This window comes from Neoaquamicrobium sediminum, assembly GCF_013240295.1.
Taxonomy (GTDB): domain Bacteria; phylum Pseudomonadota; class Alphaproteobacteria; order Rhizobiales; family Rhizobiaceae; genus Aerobium; species Aerobium sediminum.
In genome coordinates this window covers 1,800,672-1,815,794 of sequence record NZ_JABETK010000002.1, presented here as the reverse complement: position 1 = coordinate 1,815,794, position 15,123 = coordinate 1,800,672, and the positions used below count along the sequence as shown (strand labels likewise).

The window sequence follows — 15,123 nt, the reverse complement described above, 5'->3', positions numbered from 1 at the left end:
GGAGGAGGGAACGATGGAACAGAAACGACCACAGCCGCTGGCCCGCGACGCGATGGCCTATGTGCTCGCTGGCGGCAGGGGGAGCCGGCTTGCCGAACTGACCGACGTGCGTGCAAAACCGGCGGTCTATTTCGGCGGCAAGACGCGCATCATCGATTTCGCGCTCTCCAACGCGCTCAATTCGGGCATCCGGCGTATCGGCGTCGCTACCCAGTACAAGGCGCATTCGCTGATCCGCCACCTGCAGCGCGGCTGGAACTTCTTCCGGCCGGAGCGCAACGAGAGCTTCGACATATTGCCGGCAAGCCAGCGCGTCTCTGAAACGCAGTGGTACGAGGGCACCGCCGATGCGGTGTTCCAGAATGCCGACATCATCGAAGATTATGGCGTCGAATACATGGTCATCCTGGCCGGCGACCACATCTACAAGATGGACTACGAGCTGATGCTGCGTCAGCACGTCGACCAGGGTGCCGACGTCACCATCGGCTGTCTGGAAGTGCCGCGCATGGAGGCGACCGGCTTTGGCGTCATGCATGTCGACGAGAAGGACCGCGTCATCGCCTTCGTCGAAAAACCCGCGGATCCGCCCGGCATTCCCGACAAGCCGGACTTCGCGCTCGCCTCGATGGGCATCTACGTCTTCCGCACCGCCTTCCTGATGGACCAGCTTCGCCGCGACGCGGAGATGAAGGATTCCAGCCGCGATTTCGGCAAGGACATCATTCCCTACATCGTCAAGAACGGGAAGGCCGTGGCCCATCGCTTCGCCACTTCCTGCGTGCGTTCCAGCTTCGAACGCGAGGCCTACTGGCGCGACGTCGGCACGGTGGACGCCTATTGGGAAGCCAATATCGACCTGACCGACATCACGCCCGAACTCGACATCTACGACCGGGACTGGCCGATCTGGACCTATGCCGAGATCAAGCCGCCGGCGAAGTTCGTCCACGACGAGGAAGGGCGGCGCGGCTCGGCCATCTCCTCGCTTGTGGCGGGCGACTGCATCATCTCAGGCGCTGCGCTGCGGCGCAGCCTGATCTTCACCGGCGCGCGGGTGAACTCGTTCTCTTCGCTCGATGAGGCGGTGGTGCTGCCCAATTGCCATGTCGGCCGCAACGCGCAGCTTTCCCGCGTGGTGATCGACCGTGGCGTGAAGATTCCCGAGGGGCTGGTGGTGGGCGAGGATCCAAAGCTCGACGCGAAGCGTTTCAGGCGCACGGAAAAGGGCGTATGCCTGATCACGCAGAAGATGATCGACCGACTGAACGACTGACGCATGAAAATCCTCTCTGTCGCATCCGAGGTGTTTCCGCTCATCAAGACGGGCGGGCTGGCCGACGTGACCGGCGCGTTGCCGGGGGCGTTGGCAGCACTCGGCGTCTCGGTGCGGACTATGCTGCCCGGCTATCCTTCGGTGCTTGCGCGGCTGCCGAAGAAGACGAAGGCGCTGCACAGCTATGCCGACCTCTTCGGCGGCAAGGCGCGGATTGTCGCCGGCACGCTCGACGGGCTCGACCTGATCGTGCTTGACGCCCCGCATCTGTTCGACCGGCCGGGCGGAGCCTACGGCGACGGCAGCGGTGTCGACTGGCCGGACAACTGGCGCCGCTTTGCCGCGTTCGCGCGCGCTGCTGCGGCCGATATTGCGAGCGGGGCGGTCGGAGACCTCCGGCCCGACATCGTTCATGCGCATGACTGGCAGGCGGCGTTGACGCTCGCCTATCTGCGCTATGACGAGCAGCCATCTCCGCCCTCGGTGATGACGGTGCACAACCTGGCCTTTCAGGGGCAATTTCCCGCCTCGATCTTCCCCGAGCTCGGCCTGCCGCCACAGGCGATGGCGCTCGACGGCGTGGAATATTTCGGCGGCGTCGGCTTCCTCAAGGCCGGCCTGCAGGCGGCGCATGCGATCACGACCGTCAGCCCGACCTATGCGCAGGAAATCCGTACGCCCGAATTCGGCATGGGGCTCGATGGGCTGATAAACCTGAGGGCCGGACATCTGCACGGCATCCTGAACGGCATCGACACGGGGCAATGGGACCCGCAGATCGACCCACATCTGGCGGAGACCTTTTCGGCGAAATCGCTCAAGGCGCGGGGCAAGAACCGACGTGCCGTGGAGCAGCGTTTCGGCCTCGACGCCGATGCAAGCCCGCTTCTGTGCGTGGTCAGCCGTCTGACCTGGCAGAAGGGCATGGATATTCTCGCCGCCGAGCTCGACGCGATTGCCGACCTCGGCGCACGGCTGGCGGTGCTGGGCTCTGGCGACCAGGGCCTCGAGGGCGCCCTGCTGGCAGGGGCCGCACGCCATCGCGGCCGGATCGGCGTGGTGGTCGGCTATGACGAGGAGCTGTCGCACCTCCTGCAGGGCGGGGCTGACGCCATCCTCATCCCGTCGCGGTTCGAGCCGTGCGGGCTCACCCAGCTTTACGGGCTGCGCTACGGCTGCGTGCCGGTGGTGGCGCGCACCGGGGGCTTGCCGATACGGTGATCGATGCCAACCATGCGGCACTTTCCGCAGGCGTGGCAACCGGCTTCCAGTTTGCCCCCGGATCGGGAGATGCGCTTGTCGGCGCGGTGCAACGCCTGTGCGGCGTTTTCGCCGATCGCGGGGCTTGGACAGCGATGCAGAAGCAGGGCATGAAGGCGGACGTATCCTGGCAGGCGAGCGCACGGGACTATGTCGCGCTGTTCCGCTCGCTGGCCGCATGACAGAGGAATTTTGCATATGATCTCGATCGTCGAGACCACGCCGTATGACGACCAGAAACCGGGCACGTCCGGGCTGCGCAAGAAGGTGCCGGTCTTCCAGCAGAAGAACTATGTCGAGAACTTCATCCAGTCGATCTTCGATTCGGTGGCGGGCTATCGCGGCGAGACGCTGGTGATCGGCGGCGATGGCCGCTACTTCAACCGCGAGGCGATCCAGATCGCGATCAAGATGGCCTCGGCCAACGGCTTCGGCCGGGTGATCGTCGGGCGCGGCGGCATTTTGTCGACACCGGCCGCATCCCATCTCATCCGCAAGAACGAAGCCTTTGGTGGCATCTTGCTTTCGGCCAGCCACAATCCGGGCGGGCCGAACGAGGATTTCGGCATCAAGTACAATGTCGGCAATGGCGGCCCCGCGCCGGAAAAAGTCACCGAAGCGATCTATGCCCGCAGTCGCGAGATCGACCGTTACGCGATCGCGGATGTGCCTGACATCGATCTCGACACGGTGGGCAGCTTTTCGGCCGGGGACATGACTGTCGAGGTCGCCGACCCGGTAGCCGACTATGCCGAGCTGATGGAAAGCCTGTTCGACTTTGACGCGATCAGGGCGATGTTCGCGTCCGGTTTCCGGATGGTGTTCGACGCCATGCACGCGGTAACCGGGCCTTATGCGGTGGAGATTCTCGAGCGACGGCTGGGCGCGGCCCAGGGAACGGCACGCAACGCCGTGCCGCTGCCCGATTTCGGCGGCCACCATCCCGACCCGAACCTCGTTCATGCGCGCGAGCTCTTCGACCTGATGATGTCGGACGACGCGCCCGATTTCGGCGCCGCTTCGGATGGCGATGGCGACCGCAACCTGGTGATCGGCCGAGGCATGTTCGTTACGCCTTCAGACTCGCTCGCGATGCTTGCCGCAAACGCCCATCTGGCACCGGGCTACAGCGACGGGCTGAAGGGCATCGCGCGGTCGATGCCGACTAGTGCGGCGGCCGACAGGCTGGCCGAGAAGCTGGGCATCGGCATCTATGAAACGCCGACGGGCTGGAAATTCTTCGGCAATCTGCTCGATGCGGGGCTCGCCACGATCTGCGGCGAGGAGAGCGCGGGCACCGGCTCGGACCATGTGCGGGAGAAGGATGGGCTTTGGGCCGTCCTGCTCTGGCTGAACATCCTCGCCGTGCGCAAGGAGAGTGTCGGCGAGATCGTGCGCGGTCACTGGAAGACCTTTGGCCGCAACTACTATTCGCGGCACGACTACGAGGGCGTGGATACGGATGCCGCTAACCGGCTGATGGATGCCTTGCGCGCGGCGCTGCCGAACCTGCCGGGTCGCACGGTCGCCGGGCTCACGGTCGAGGCCGCCGACGATTTCGCCTACCATGATCCGGTCGACGGGTCGGTGAGCGAAAAGCAGGGCGTGCGGGTGCTGTTTGCCGGCGGCTCGCGCGCCGTCTTCCGCCTCTCCGGCACTGGCACGTCGGGCGCGACGCTGCGCGTCTATATCGAGCGCTACGAGCCGGCCGCCGACAGGCACGACATCGAGACGCAGGAAGCGCTGGCGGACCTGATCGCGGCGGCCGACGAGATCGCCGGTATCACGAAGCATACCGGCCGGTCCGCGCCGAGCGTGATTACGTGATCGTTGGCTCGGTAGCAGCCGTGGGGGTGCGTCCTTCGAGGCTCGCTACGCTCGCACCTCAGGATGAGGGCTGTTGTGCATCGAGCACGCAAGCTCGCAGACTCGAGGGTCGTTCATTTGACTTGCAGCGAGTCCGTGAAGGCGGATTCGATCCACCCACTTTCCTCATCCTGAGGTGCGAGCGTAGCGAGCCTCGAAGGACGCACGGACTAGGTCGTCGCGGTCGAGTACGATGGCTGTCGTGAGCGAAGGACTCCAGCCTGGAGCAGTGCTGGAAGCGGGCGGCATCCGCTTTTCCGTCTGGTCCGGTGCGGCCGAGCGCATCTGGGTCTCGATTTTCGACGACCATGACCGCGAGACGGACCGGGTCGAGCTGGCGCGTGGGGCTGAAGGCATGTTCTCAGCGGAGATCGCCGGCCTCGGAGAAGGCGCCCGCTACGGCCTGCGGGCCGACGGGCCTTCCGACCCCCAGCACGGCCTGTGGTTCGATCCTGACAAGCTGCTGGTCGATCCATACGCTTTGGAGATCGACCGGCCATATGCCTACGATGCCAGGCTTGCGGCGCGGCGCGGGGAGGGCGGCGATACCGCGCCGCTGATGCCCAAGGCGCTGGTTCGCAAGCTGCCGCGGGTGGTTGTCGCGCCGCCGCGTTTCAGGCCCGGCGGGTTGATCTACGAACTCAACGTACGTGGTTTCACAATGCGGCATCCGGCCGTGACGGAGCATCTGCGAGGGACGATCGGTGCGCTCGCGCATCCTGCGGTCATCGAGCATCTCGTCGGGCTGGGCGTCGGTGCGGTGGAGCTGATGCCGATCACCGCGTGGATGGATGAGCGCCATCTGCCGCCGCTCGGGCTGCGCAACGCATGGGGCTACAATCCCGTCACCTTCATGGCGCTCGACCCCCGGCTTGCGCCCGGCGGCTGGGCGGAATTGCGGAAGACGGTGGCGGCGTTTCACGAGGCTGGCATAGGCGTGATCCTCGACCTCGTCTTCAACCACACGGCGGAGAGCGATGCGCTCGGCCCGACGCTCTCGCTGCGCGGCCTCGACGCGCGGGCCTATTACCGCCACGACGCTTACGGCCGGCTGGTCAACGACACCGGTACCGGCCATACGGTGGCATGCGACCATCCGGCGATGCAGCGCCTCGTGCTGGATTCGCTGCGCACATTCGTGCGCCATGCCGGCGTCGACGGGTTTCGCTTCGACCTGGCGCCCATTCTCGGCCGCGATGCGAACGGTTTTCGGGCCGACGCACCGCTGCTGCGCGCGATGATCGAAGACGAAATCCTCAGGGATCGTATCCTGATCGCCGAGCCGTGGGACATCGGACCGGGCGGTTATCAGCTCGGCAATTTTCAGCCGCCGTTTCTTGAATGGAACGACCGTTTCCGCGACGATGTGCGCCGCTTCTGGCGCGGCGATGCCGGCATGGTCGGCTCGCTGGCGACGACGGCTTGCGGGGTCGTTCGACGTGTTTTCGGGCAATGCAACGCGCAGCGTCAATTTCCTCGCCGCACATGACGGGATGACGCTGCGCGATCTCGTCTCCTACGAGTGCAAGCACAACCTTGCCAATGGCGAGGACAATCGCGACGGGCACGACGACAATCTGTCGTGGAATCACGGTGTTGAAGGCGAGACCGCCGACGAGGCGGTCGTGGCCGCGCGCCGGCAGGACATCAAGGCGCTGCTTGCCAGCCTGTTCGCCTCGCGCGGGACGATCATGCTGACGGCGGGCGACGAGTTCGGGCGCACGCAGGGCGGCAACAATAACGCCTATGCGCAGGACAACGCCATCACCTGGCTCGACTGGGAAGGGCGCGACGAAGAGCTGGAAGCCTTCGTGCGGGCGCTATCGGGCCTGCGCCGCACGATCGCAGCCTTGCGCGAGACGACACGGCTGCAAGACGGCGAGGTCTGCTGGCTGCGCGAGGACGGCGCGCCGATGATCGTCACGGACTGGGAAGATCCCACGCGGCGGTACCTGACGATGGTGCTCGGCGGTCTGCGGGTCGAGATCGGCCCCGACGAGGTGAAATGGCATGAGATGGAGAGCGACGATGGCCGAGACTGACCGGGACTGGTGGCGCGGATGCTCGATCTACCAGATCTACCCGCGCTCGTTCCAGGACACGACGGGCGACGGCGTCGGCGACCTGAAGGGCGTGGTGCGGCGATTGCATCATGCGGCCTCGCTCGGCGTCGACGCAGTCTGGCTGTCGCCGTTCTTCAAGTCGCCGATGGCCGACATGGGTTACGACGTTTCGGATTATTGCGACGTCGATCCACTGTTCGGCACGCTTGCCGACTTCGACGCGGTGGTCGAGGAAGCGCACGGGCTGGGGCTGAAGGTCATCATCGACCAGGTGCTGTCGCATTCATCCGACCAGCACCCATGGTTCGTCGAGAGCCGGTCGAGCCGCACGAACCCGAAATCCGACTGGTATGTCTGGGCTGACGCCAAGCCTGACGGCACGTCCCCAAACAACTGGCTTTCGGTGTTCGGCGGGCCGGCCTGGGAATGGGACGCGGTGCGACGGCAATATTACATGCACAATTTCCTTGCCTCGCAGCCGGACCTGAACTTCCACAATCCCGACGTCCAGAACGCGTTGCTGGATTCCGTGCGTTTCTGGCTGGAGCGCGGCGTCGACGGTTTCCGTCTCGATACCGTCAATCACTATGTGCACGACGCGCTGCTGCGCGATAATCCGCCGCTGCCAAAGGGCAGGGGCAGCGACGTGCCGGAAGCCAACCCATACGGTTTCCAGGATCATCTCTACGACAAGACGCAGCCCGAAAACCTCGTGTTTCTGACGCGGCTGCGGGCGCTCCTGGAAACCTACGACGCGCGCGTCAGTGGGCGAAGTCGGCGATGGACACAGATCGCTGCAGACGGTTGCCAGCTACACAAGCGGCCCCGAGCGGCTGCATATGTGCTATACGTTCGACCTGCTCAGCCCGGAATTCTCCGCCGCCTATGTCCGCGGCCATATCGAGGCTTTCGAGGAAGCGGCACCCGAGGGCTGGGTCTGCTGGGCCTTTTCCAACCACGACGTGCCACGCCATGTATCGCGCTGGCTGCGGCCCGACGAAGATGTCGATGCGATGGCGCGTTTCTCGATCGCGCTTCTTTGCTGCCTGCGCGGTTCGATCTGCATCTATCAAGGGGAGGAGCTGGGACTGACGGAAGCCGACCTGGCTTTCGAGGATTTGCGCGACCCCTACGGCATCCGCTTCTGGCCCGGCTACAAGGGGCGCGATGGATGCCGCACGCCGATGGTGTGGGAAGAAGAGGAAGCCAATGGCGGCTTCTCCACCGCCAAGCCGTGGCTTCCGGTGCCGGCTGAGCATATCGCGCGCGCTGTCGACGTTCAGGACAAGACCGCCGGCTCAGTCCTCAACCACTATCGCGCTATGCTGAAGATGCGGCGGGAAAGCCCGGCATTGATGCGCGGCACCATCAGGTTGGTCGACGGCCACGACAAGGATGTGCTTGCCTTCGAGCGTGAGGCGGAAGGTGAACGGCTGCTCTGCGCCTTCAATTTCGGCACGGAGACGGTGCGGCTTGCCGATCCGGATGGCACCGAGCTGCCGCCGCTCGGCTGGCAGGTGAAGCCTTTCTGACTACTGCACCAGAACGGCCCGGCCGCAATTCGCCCCGTGGACGCGCACGTCTGCCTGGCCAAGGGCCAGGCCGAGCGTCGACAGGAGGTTGGCCAAAACAGCGTCGAGCGCAGGCGCGGCAGCGCCGATAGTCTGCCCGAGAAGGCCGGTCAGATTCGACGGCAGGCCGATGCCGAGGCCGATGACATTGACGTCGAGCTGCAGGCTCGAAAAAGCGACTTCGTCAGCGAACCGACGATCGCGTGCGTCGAAATCTGTTTGATCTTGCCGGACGCAATGTCCGACGCGGAGAATGCGAGCGTCTTGTAATCCATCTCGGCGATTTCTGCGTGAGCCTGTGCGGTGACGTTTACCAACGGCATTTGCACCAGACGCGCCGGTGCGCGCGGGGCGGGGTTTGCGAAATCGACGATCTTTGCCGGGTTCACCTCGGCCAGGTAAAGGTTTGCGATGCCGGGGCGCGCTTCCACGGAGACCTTGACGCCAGCGGGTGAGCCGGACGGGCAGGTGACGCCTTTCAGCCGTGCCTCCGCGAACGCCAGTTCGAGATAGAGCGGGATGCGGATTTTCGCGCCAAGCAAACCGCCCAGCCCGCCGATTTCGGCCACCAGCGACAGCCTGGTCTGCACGGTGCGCACGACGTCTCCATTGCTGCCGATCCGCAGCCAGGGCGACTGTTGCGGCGGCTCGCCGATGGCAAGATCGACGGTGACGGCCAGCAGGCCGGGTACGTGTGCGCCGAGGTCGAGTGCGACCTGCTTGCCCTTGCCGGCTACGACGGTGCTGAGTGCCAGAAGCTCAAGTACCCCGACATCGGCGGCGATCTGCTCGATATTGGAGGCGAGGAGGTTGCCGTGGGACTGCCCGAGGTCGATAAGCCGCGAAAGCTGCAAGGTCGGTGCGCGGCCGCCAGATGCCTGGAACGACAGCTTGCCGGCCGCCGACTTAGCACTGCCGGCCAGACCGGGTGTTTTTGACAGAGACTTTGCAATCTGGCCGACTGTGACGGCCGCCTCAAGGGCTTGTTTGTAGCTGCCCGCACCAAGGTCGAGGTCTATTGCGAGCTGGTCGAGAAAGGATAGCAGGCTGACATCCGCATCCAGCAGCGCATTATAGTCCATCACCGATAGCGAGATGCTGGAGCCGGTAAGGCCACTAAGCAGCGTATTGACGATGCCGCCGTCGAGCGCGGCCAGGCGCGACCCGACGGAGAACGCGGCTTCTGCCTCAGTGCCGGCGGTGGCGGCGACCACGATCTCCGGCGGCGGAATGATCGCGCCGGCGAAATATCGCGAACCCGTCGTCCGATAGACGACCCTTGCTGCGTTGACCGGGCCGGCACCGGCTGTGAAACGCTCCTGGGGTATGGGGCCGGTAGCGTTGTAATGGCCAGTTACCACCGAGACGTTTTCACCGGACGCTGCGTCGGTTGCGCCATTGTCTGCGAAGGTGACCATCGCGGCCTGCTCGGCCTTGCCCAGATTGGCCGCCGCGGTGATCGCGGCCAGGTCTACGAGTGCCTGAGCCTGACGCTTTTCGACATAAAGCGAGCCAGCGTCGACGGCAAATGCCGCAAGGGTGATCGCGACGGGCGCAAGGATGGCGGTCATCAACGCGAACTGGCCCGACGTGTCGCGCAGGACCCTCATTCCGCGGCGCAACCCGGATGACAACGAGCCCATCATATGCCTCCGATGCGAATGGTGGATCGACGCAGGATCGTGCGATGCGGCATTGCGAGGCGGTCGAACAGGCCCCAGATCGGCAGATTGCTGGCGTCGTAGCTTATGGTGACATTGAACTGGCCGGGCACTGCGGGATTGTCGCCGACGGAGACCGACAGCTTGTCACCATCGATAAAGAGATAGCCGCTGGCGTTGCGCCCAATGAAGTCGGAAGCCAGCGTCTGGCGCTCCGTGGCATCGATGCCGGCGATGGCCGCTCGTGCTGCGTCGGCAGACAGTTGCTGCACGGAATGGCTGGCACCGAAATAGATGCCGTAAGCCGTCATGCCCATGATGAGAAAAATGTAGAGCGGGCTGAGGATCGCAAACTCGACCGCCGCCGTGGCCGACCGGTCGGTGCCGAACATGCGAAGTCGAGATGTGCGATATTGCCTGCTCATATCGGAAGAAGAGCACGCACGCGGTAGGGAAGTGGTACAACGCAGATGCAACCACTGGTAGATTTGAATTGCGTTATGCTTCCATAGAGCACCTGCCTCGCAGTGTTGATCCACTATATGGATCGCTCTTTCTGCGCACTATGCTTGCTTAGAAAGGCGTTCTATGTAAATAAGCAGGACTTAGGGAGTTTATGGTCCATAATGTGGATCATTGATCGAACTTCGCCAGGATCGGTCGGGAGGAGCGATTACCGCGCAGAGGTAGTTGCCGGCTTTGGGTCCAAGGCGTGTTTCGCGACTTGTGTTCGCGGATTCGACGGGGAGGAGGAGCCTGCATGGCGTCTGCCAACGAGGAAGCGCTGACGATAGAAACCCAGGCCGAGGTCGTGGGGGCAAGGCCTGGCTCGGCGCTCATGCGCCCGGTCGAAGCCGTGGCTGCGGTGCTTCTCGTCGTCATTGTCGGCTTGCTCCTGACGGGCGTCGTCGCGCGATACCTGCTGCATACCCCGATCATCTGGGTCGACGAGGCCGCCTCCATCTCCTTCTTGTGGCTCGCGATGATGGGCGCGGCGATCGCGATCGACCGCAACGAGCATCTGCGGCTTACCGTTTTCATCGGCATGTTCCCCGACCGGCTACGCGGCTTTGTCGATGCGCTGGCGCTGTTGATCGTGGTGGTGGTGCTCGGTGCGCTTATCCTGCCTGCGATCGAATATGTGCGCGAGGAGTCGTTCATCACGTCTGCCGCGCTCAACATATCGGTCAGCTACCGCGTGTCGGCCATCGTGCTCGGCATCGTGCTCATGCTGATCGTGGCGATCGGCCATCTGCTGCGCGAATCGAAGCCAGTCGACATCGCGATGGCTGTGGTGACGCTCGCGGTGCTCGGCGGGCTTTTCTGGCTGGCGAAACCGGTCTTCCTGGGGCTCGGCCACGGCAACATTCTCATCTTCCTTGTCGGCGTGGCCGCGCTGTGCCTGGTGATGGGCGTGCCGATCGCCTTCTGCTTCGGCCTCGGCACCATCGCCTTCCTGACATACTCCACGCATGTGCCGATGATCGTCATGATCGGCCGCATGGACGAGGGCATGTCGAGCCTGATCCTGCTTTCGGTGCCGATCTTCGTGCTGCTCGGCTGCATTCTCGACGCCACCGGCATGGGCAAGGCGATCGTGGAATTCATGGGCTCGCTGCTCGGCCACGTGAAGGCCGGCATGTCCTATGTGCTGCTGGGCTCGTTGTTCCTCGTCTCGGGTATCTCCGGCTCCAAGGTCTCCGACATGGCGACCGTGGCGCCGGCGCTGTTTCCCGAGATGAAACGGCGTGGCCACAAGCCGAAGGAGATGATCGCGCTGCTGGCAACGGGTGCTGCCATGGCAGACACCGTACCGCCGTCCATCGTGCTAATCGTGCTCGGTTCGGTGGCGGGCGTCTCCATCGCTGCGCTGTTTACGAGCGGTTTCGTCATCGCCATGGTGCTGCTGCTGGCGCTCGCCGTGCTGGCGCGCTGGAAGGCGCGGCATGAAAACATGGAGGGCGTAAAGCGCGCGTCCTTCAAGGTGATACGCACCACCCTGTTGATCGCAGCGCCCGCACTGCTTCTGCCCTTCATCATCCGTGGCGCGGTCGGCGGCGGTATCGCCACCGCGACGGAAGTTTCGACCATCGCGGTCGTCTACGCCTTCGTCATCGGCATCGTGCTCTATGGCGGCATCAAGCCTGCCAAGATCTATGCGATGCTGGTCGAGACTGCGGCGATGTCAGGTGCGATCCTGCTTATCCTTGGCACCGCCTCCGCCATGGCCTGGGCGCTGACGCAGACTGGCTTTGCGTTCCAGCTTGCAACCGCGATGAAGGAACTGCCCGGCGGCTGGTTCTCGTTCATGCTTGTCACCATTGCAGTCTTCATGGTGCTTGGCTGTGTGCTGGAAGGACTGCCGGCGATCGTGCTTATGGCGCCGTTGATGTTCCCCATCGCCAAGCAGCTCGGCATTCACGACGTGCACTACGCCATGGTCGTGGTCACGGCGATGAACATCGGCCTTATGGCGCCGCCCATCGGCATCGGCTTCTACATCGCCTGCAAGATCGGCGACGTTTCGCCGGACGAGGCGATGGGCGCAATCTGGCCTTACCTGGGCGCGCTACTCATCGGCCTGCTTCTCATCGCAGCCGTTCCGGCGCTGTCGATTTCGTATCTGTGACGCCCATCAAACATGCAACCAAGGAGGAAACCCGCATGAACGTCACCCGCAGAACACTGGTGCTGGGGGCGGCCGCGCTGCCGCTGGTCAGCACGATCCGCTACGCCGGCGCCCAGTCGGCCGAGTTCAACTACAAATACGCCAACAACCTGCCGCTCTCGCACCCGATGAACGTGCGCGCGCAGGAGGCCATGGACAAGATCCGTGAGGAGACCAGCGGCCGCGTTGCGATCCAGATCTTCCCGAACAACCAGCTCGGCGCCGACACCGACATGCTCAGCCAGGTGCGTTCGGGCGGCGTCGAGTTCTTCACGCTGTCGCCGCTGATCCTGTCGACGCTCGTCGCCAATGCCTCGATCAGCGGCATCGGATTTGCCTTCCCGAGCTACGATGAGGTGTGGCCGGCGATGGACGGCGAGCTCGGCGCCTATGTACGCGGCGAGATCGAGAAGTCCAACCTCGTCGTTATGGACAAGATCTGGGACAACGGCTTCCGCCAGATCACCTCGTCGGTGGGGCCGGTTGCCACGGCCGAAGACCTCAAGGGCTTCAAGATCCGCGTGCCGGTGAGCCCGCTGTGGACCTCGATGTTCACCGCCTTCGAATCCGCACCCGCCAGCATCAACTTCGCCGAGGTCTATTCGGCACTGCAGACCGGCATCGTCGACGGGCAGGAGAACCCGCTGGCCATCATCTCCACGGCCAAGCTCTACGAAGTGCAGAAGTATCTGTCCGTCACCAACCACATGTGGGACGGCTTCTGGTTCCTGGCCAACAAGCGCGCCTGGGAAGCGATGCCCGAGGATGTGCGCGAGATCGTGGCCCGCAACATCAACGAGGCAGCCGTCAAGGAGCGCGAGGACGTGGCTGCGCTCAATGCGACGCTGCGCGGCGAGCTGGAATCGAACGGCATGGCCATCAACGACGCCGAAGCTGCCTCCTTCCGCGAGAAGCTGAAGGAAGCCGGCTTCTACGCCGAGTGGAAGGGCAAATACGGCGACGATGCCTGGGCGATCCTCGAGAAGGCTGTGGGCGCCGATCTCGGCTAATGGTCTGAAACACGAATCTGCGGGCGGCTTCCGGGCCGCTCGCGACTGAAACTCCTATGCCTTTCGGAGAAAGATCGGCGTGAGCCAGCGTCTCAAGGAAAAATGCGCAATCGTCTTCGGTGCCGGCTCGTCGGGCCCCGGCTGGGGCAACGGCAAGGCTGCGGCCGTCGCCTATGCGCGCGCCGGCGCTCGTGTCGCCTGTATCGACCTGAACGCGGACGCTGCTGAGGAGACGGCTGCGATCATCCGCGAAGAGGGCAACGAGGCGATCGCGATTGCGGCGGACGTGACGCAACTTGCCTCGGTCGAGGCTGCGGCCTCTGCGACCGTCGATGCGCTCGGCGGCATCGACATCCTGCACAACAATGTCGGCGTCACGCATATGGGCGGACCGGTCGAACTGGATGAAGCGGCTTTCCAGGCCGCGCTCGACCTCAATATCGGCCCCGTCTACCGAACCGCAAAGGCGGTGCTGCCGCACATGCTCCGGCGTGGCAGCGGGGCGATCGTCAACATCTCGTCGCTCGCGGCGATCCGCTATGTCGGCTACCCCTATTTCGCCTATTACGCCACAAAGGCGGCGGTGAACCAGGCGACCGTGGCGCTTGCGATGCAATATGCGCGGCAAGGTATTCGCGCCAACTGCATCATGCCCGGCCTGATCGACACGCCGCTGATCTACAAACAGATCTCCAGCCAATACGAAACCACCGACGATATGGTGGCGGCGCGCAACGCCATGGTGCCGCTCGGCCATATGGGCACGGCCTGGGACGTTGCCGCAGCGGCTGTCTTCCTGGCCTCGGACGAAGCACGGTTCATCACCGGCGTCTGCCTGCCGGTGGATGGCGGGCAGAGCTGCGCTGCCGGCGGGGCGGTGTGACATGACGGTGGTGGTTTCGCCGATGGATCGCGACGCGACCGGTTCGCAAAGCGTCGATCGCGCGCTCGGCCTGCTGTCGACCGTCGGCAGGCACGCCGATCGTGGTGTTACGCTCACGGACCTCGTCGCGGAAACCGGCCTCAACAAACCGACCTGTCGCCGGCTGCTGCTGGCGCTGATGCGCGCGGGGTTCGTGGATCAGGATGCCGAGAGCCGCCGCTATTTTCCGGGCGAAGAGTCCTACGTGCTCGGCAGCCTCGCATCGCGTCGCTTCGGCCTTTTGCAGCTCTCCATGGAGAGCCTGCTGCGGCTTTCCCGGAAGACCGAGGATTCGTCCTTCCTCTCGGTGCGGCGCGATACCTATTCGGTCTGCCTTTACCGGGAGGAGGGCACCTATCCGGTCCGCACGCATGCGCTGCAGGCGGGTTTCGAACATCCGCTCGGCGTAGGTGCCGGTTCCCTGGCGATGCTTTCGGCGCTTCCCGACGACGAGGTCGAGGCCATGCTTGCGGCCAATTCGGAAGTGATGGCCGTAAAATATCCGATGCTGTCGCAGGACCGCATTCGCGAGGACGTGGCGGCCACGCGGCGCAAGGGCTACGCGCTCAATCCGGGGCTGATCTTCGCAAACTCCTGGGGCATCGGCGTGGTGCTGCGAACGCCAGAAGGGCGGATTGCCGGCGCGCTGAGCGTGGCGGCGATCGACAGCCGCATGCAGGAGGCGCGCCAGGCGGAACTGGCCGGCTATCTGCTGCAGGAGGCGCGGCTGGTCGAAGGCAAATTGGCGCAGATGTTCGCAGCCAGAAACGCCGGCCGCGAAAACGGCAACGTGAAGGCCCCTGACAGAAGACTTTCCAGATGAATA

8 protein-coding genes and 3 pseudogenes are annotated in these 15,123 nt (G+C 64.3%); 9 read left to right on the top strand and 2 right to left on the bottom strand.

Features of this window, described 5'->3' with window-relative positions:
- Positions 1 to 13: 13 nt before the first annotated feature.
- From glgC to bglA, 5 genes and pseudogenes are all read left to right on the top strand, one after another.
- Positions 14 to 1,276, top strand: a complete 1,263-nt coding sequence (gene glgC / locus HK436_RS20770; protein ID WP_173192791.1) for a glucose-1-phosphate adenylyltransferase — start codon at positions 14 to 16, stop codon at positions 1,274 to 1,276.
- A 3-nt stretch (positions 1,277 to 1,279) separates the two neighbouring features.
- A pseudogene (glgA, locus tag HK436_RS20765) lies at positions 1,280 to 2,718 on the top strand (glycogen synthase GlgA).
- Positions 2,719 to 2,734: 16 nt separating this feature from the next.
- A complete protein-coding gene (locus HK436_RS20760) occupies positions 2,735 to 4,363 on the top strand; it encodes an alpha-D-glucose phosphate-specific phosphoglucomutase (protein ID WP_173192789.1) in 1,629 nt (542 codons plus the stop codon).
- A gap of 232 nt (positions 4,364 to 4,595) precedes the next feature.
- A pseudogene (gene glgX, locus HK436_RS20755) lies at positions 4,596 to 6,372 on the top strand (glycogen debranching protein GlgX); the annotation flags it as partial.
- 58 nt (positions 6,373 to 6,430) lie between these two features.
- A pseudogene (gene bglA, locus HK436_RS20750) lies at positions 6,431 to 7,997 on the top strand (beta-galactosidase BglA).
- 149 nt (positions 7,998 to 8,146) lie between these two features.
- On the opposite strand, the gene HK436_RS20745 reads toward bglA, so the two are convergent.
- Together HK436_RS20745 and HK436_RS20740 are read right to left on the bottom strand one after the other, a co-directional pair.
- Positions 8,147 to 9,646: a pilus assembly protein TadG-related protein gene (locus HK436_RS20745; protein ID WP_173192788.1), complete on the bottom strand. Its 1,500-nt coding sequence runs from the start codon at positions 9,644 to 9,646 to the stop codon at positions 8,147 to 8,149.
- 32 nt (positions 9,647 to 9,678) lie between these two features.
- The gene (locus HK436_RS20740; protein WP_244649084.1) at positions 9,679 to 10,089 is read right to left on the bottom strand and encodes a TadE/TadG family type IV pilus assembly protein; all 411 of its coding nucleotides are present in this window, start codon (positions 10,087 to 10,089) and stop codon (positions 9,679 to 9,681) included.
- Between the two features lie 368 nt (positions 10,090 to 10,457).
- On the opposite strand from HK436_RS20740, the gene HK436_RS20735 reads away from it, so the two are divergent.
- The 4 genes from HK436_RS20735 (at position 10,458) to HK436_RS20720 (ending at position 15,120) form a co-directional block, all read left to right on the top strand.
- Complete coding sequence (locus tag HK436_RS20735; RefSeq protein WP_173192786.1) at positions 10,458 to 12,326, top strand: TRAP transporter large permease subunit; 1,869 nt, start codon at positions 10,458 to 10,460, stop codon at positions 12,324 to 12,326.
- A gap of 35 nt (positions 12,327 to 12,361) precedes the next feature.
- Complete coding sequence (locus HK436_RS20730; protein ID WP_173192785.1) at positions 12,362 to 13,375, top strand: TRAP transporter substrate-binding protein; 1,014 nt, start codon at positions 12,362 to 12,364, stop codon at positions 13,373 to 13,375.
- A 79-nt stretch (positions 13,376 to 13,454) separates the two neighbouring features.
- Positions 13,455 to 14,258, top strand: a complete 804-nt coding sequence (locus HK436_RS20725) for an SDR family NAD(P)-dependent oxidoreductase (RefSeq protein ID WP_173192784.1) — start codon at positions 13,455 to 13,457, stop codon at positions 14,256 to 14,258.
- 1 nt (position 14,259) lies between these two features.
- Entirely contained in the window at positions 14,260 to 15,120 is an 861-nt protein-coding gene (locus HK436_RS20720; RefSeq protein WP_244649082.1) for an IclR family transcriptional regulator, read from the top strand.
- Positions 15,121 to 15,123: the final 3 nt, after the last annotated feature.

Excerpts from the sequence above, each read along its gene's own strand:
- HK436_RS20760 (WP_173192789.1), top strand. The coding sequence starts at position 2,735 with ATGATCTCGATCGTCGAGACCACGCCGTATGACGACCAGAAACCGGGC.
- HK436_RS20730 (WP_173192785.1), top strand. The coding sequence starts at position 12,362 with ATGAACGTCACCCGCAGAACACTGGTGCTGGGGGCGGCCGCGCTGCCG.
- HK436_RS20740 (WP_244649084.1), bottom strand. The coding sequence starts at position 10,089 with ATGTTCGGCACCGACCGGTCGGCCACGGCGGCGGTCGAGTTTGCGATC.
- HK436_RS20745 (WP_173192788.1), bottom strand. The coding sequence starts at position 9,646 with ATGAGGGTCCTGCGCGACACGTCGGGCCAGTTCGCGTTGATGACCGCC.
- glgC (WP_173192791.1), top strand. The coding sequence starts at position 14 with ATGGAACAGAAACGACCACAGCCGCTGGCCCGCGACGCGATGGCCTAT.
- HK436_RS20735 (WP_173192786.1), top strand. The coding sequence starts at position 10,458 with ATGGCGTCTGCCAACGAGGAAGCGCTGACGATAGAAACCCAGGCCGAG.
- HK436_RS20720 (WP_244649082.1), top strand. The coding sequence starts at position 14,260 with ATGACGGTGGTGGTTTCGCCGATGGATCGCGACGCGACCGGTTCGCAA.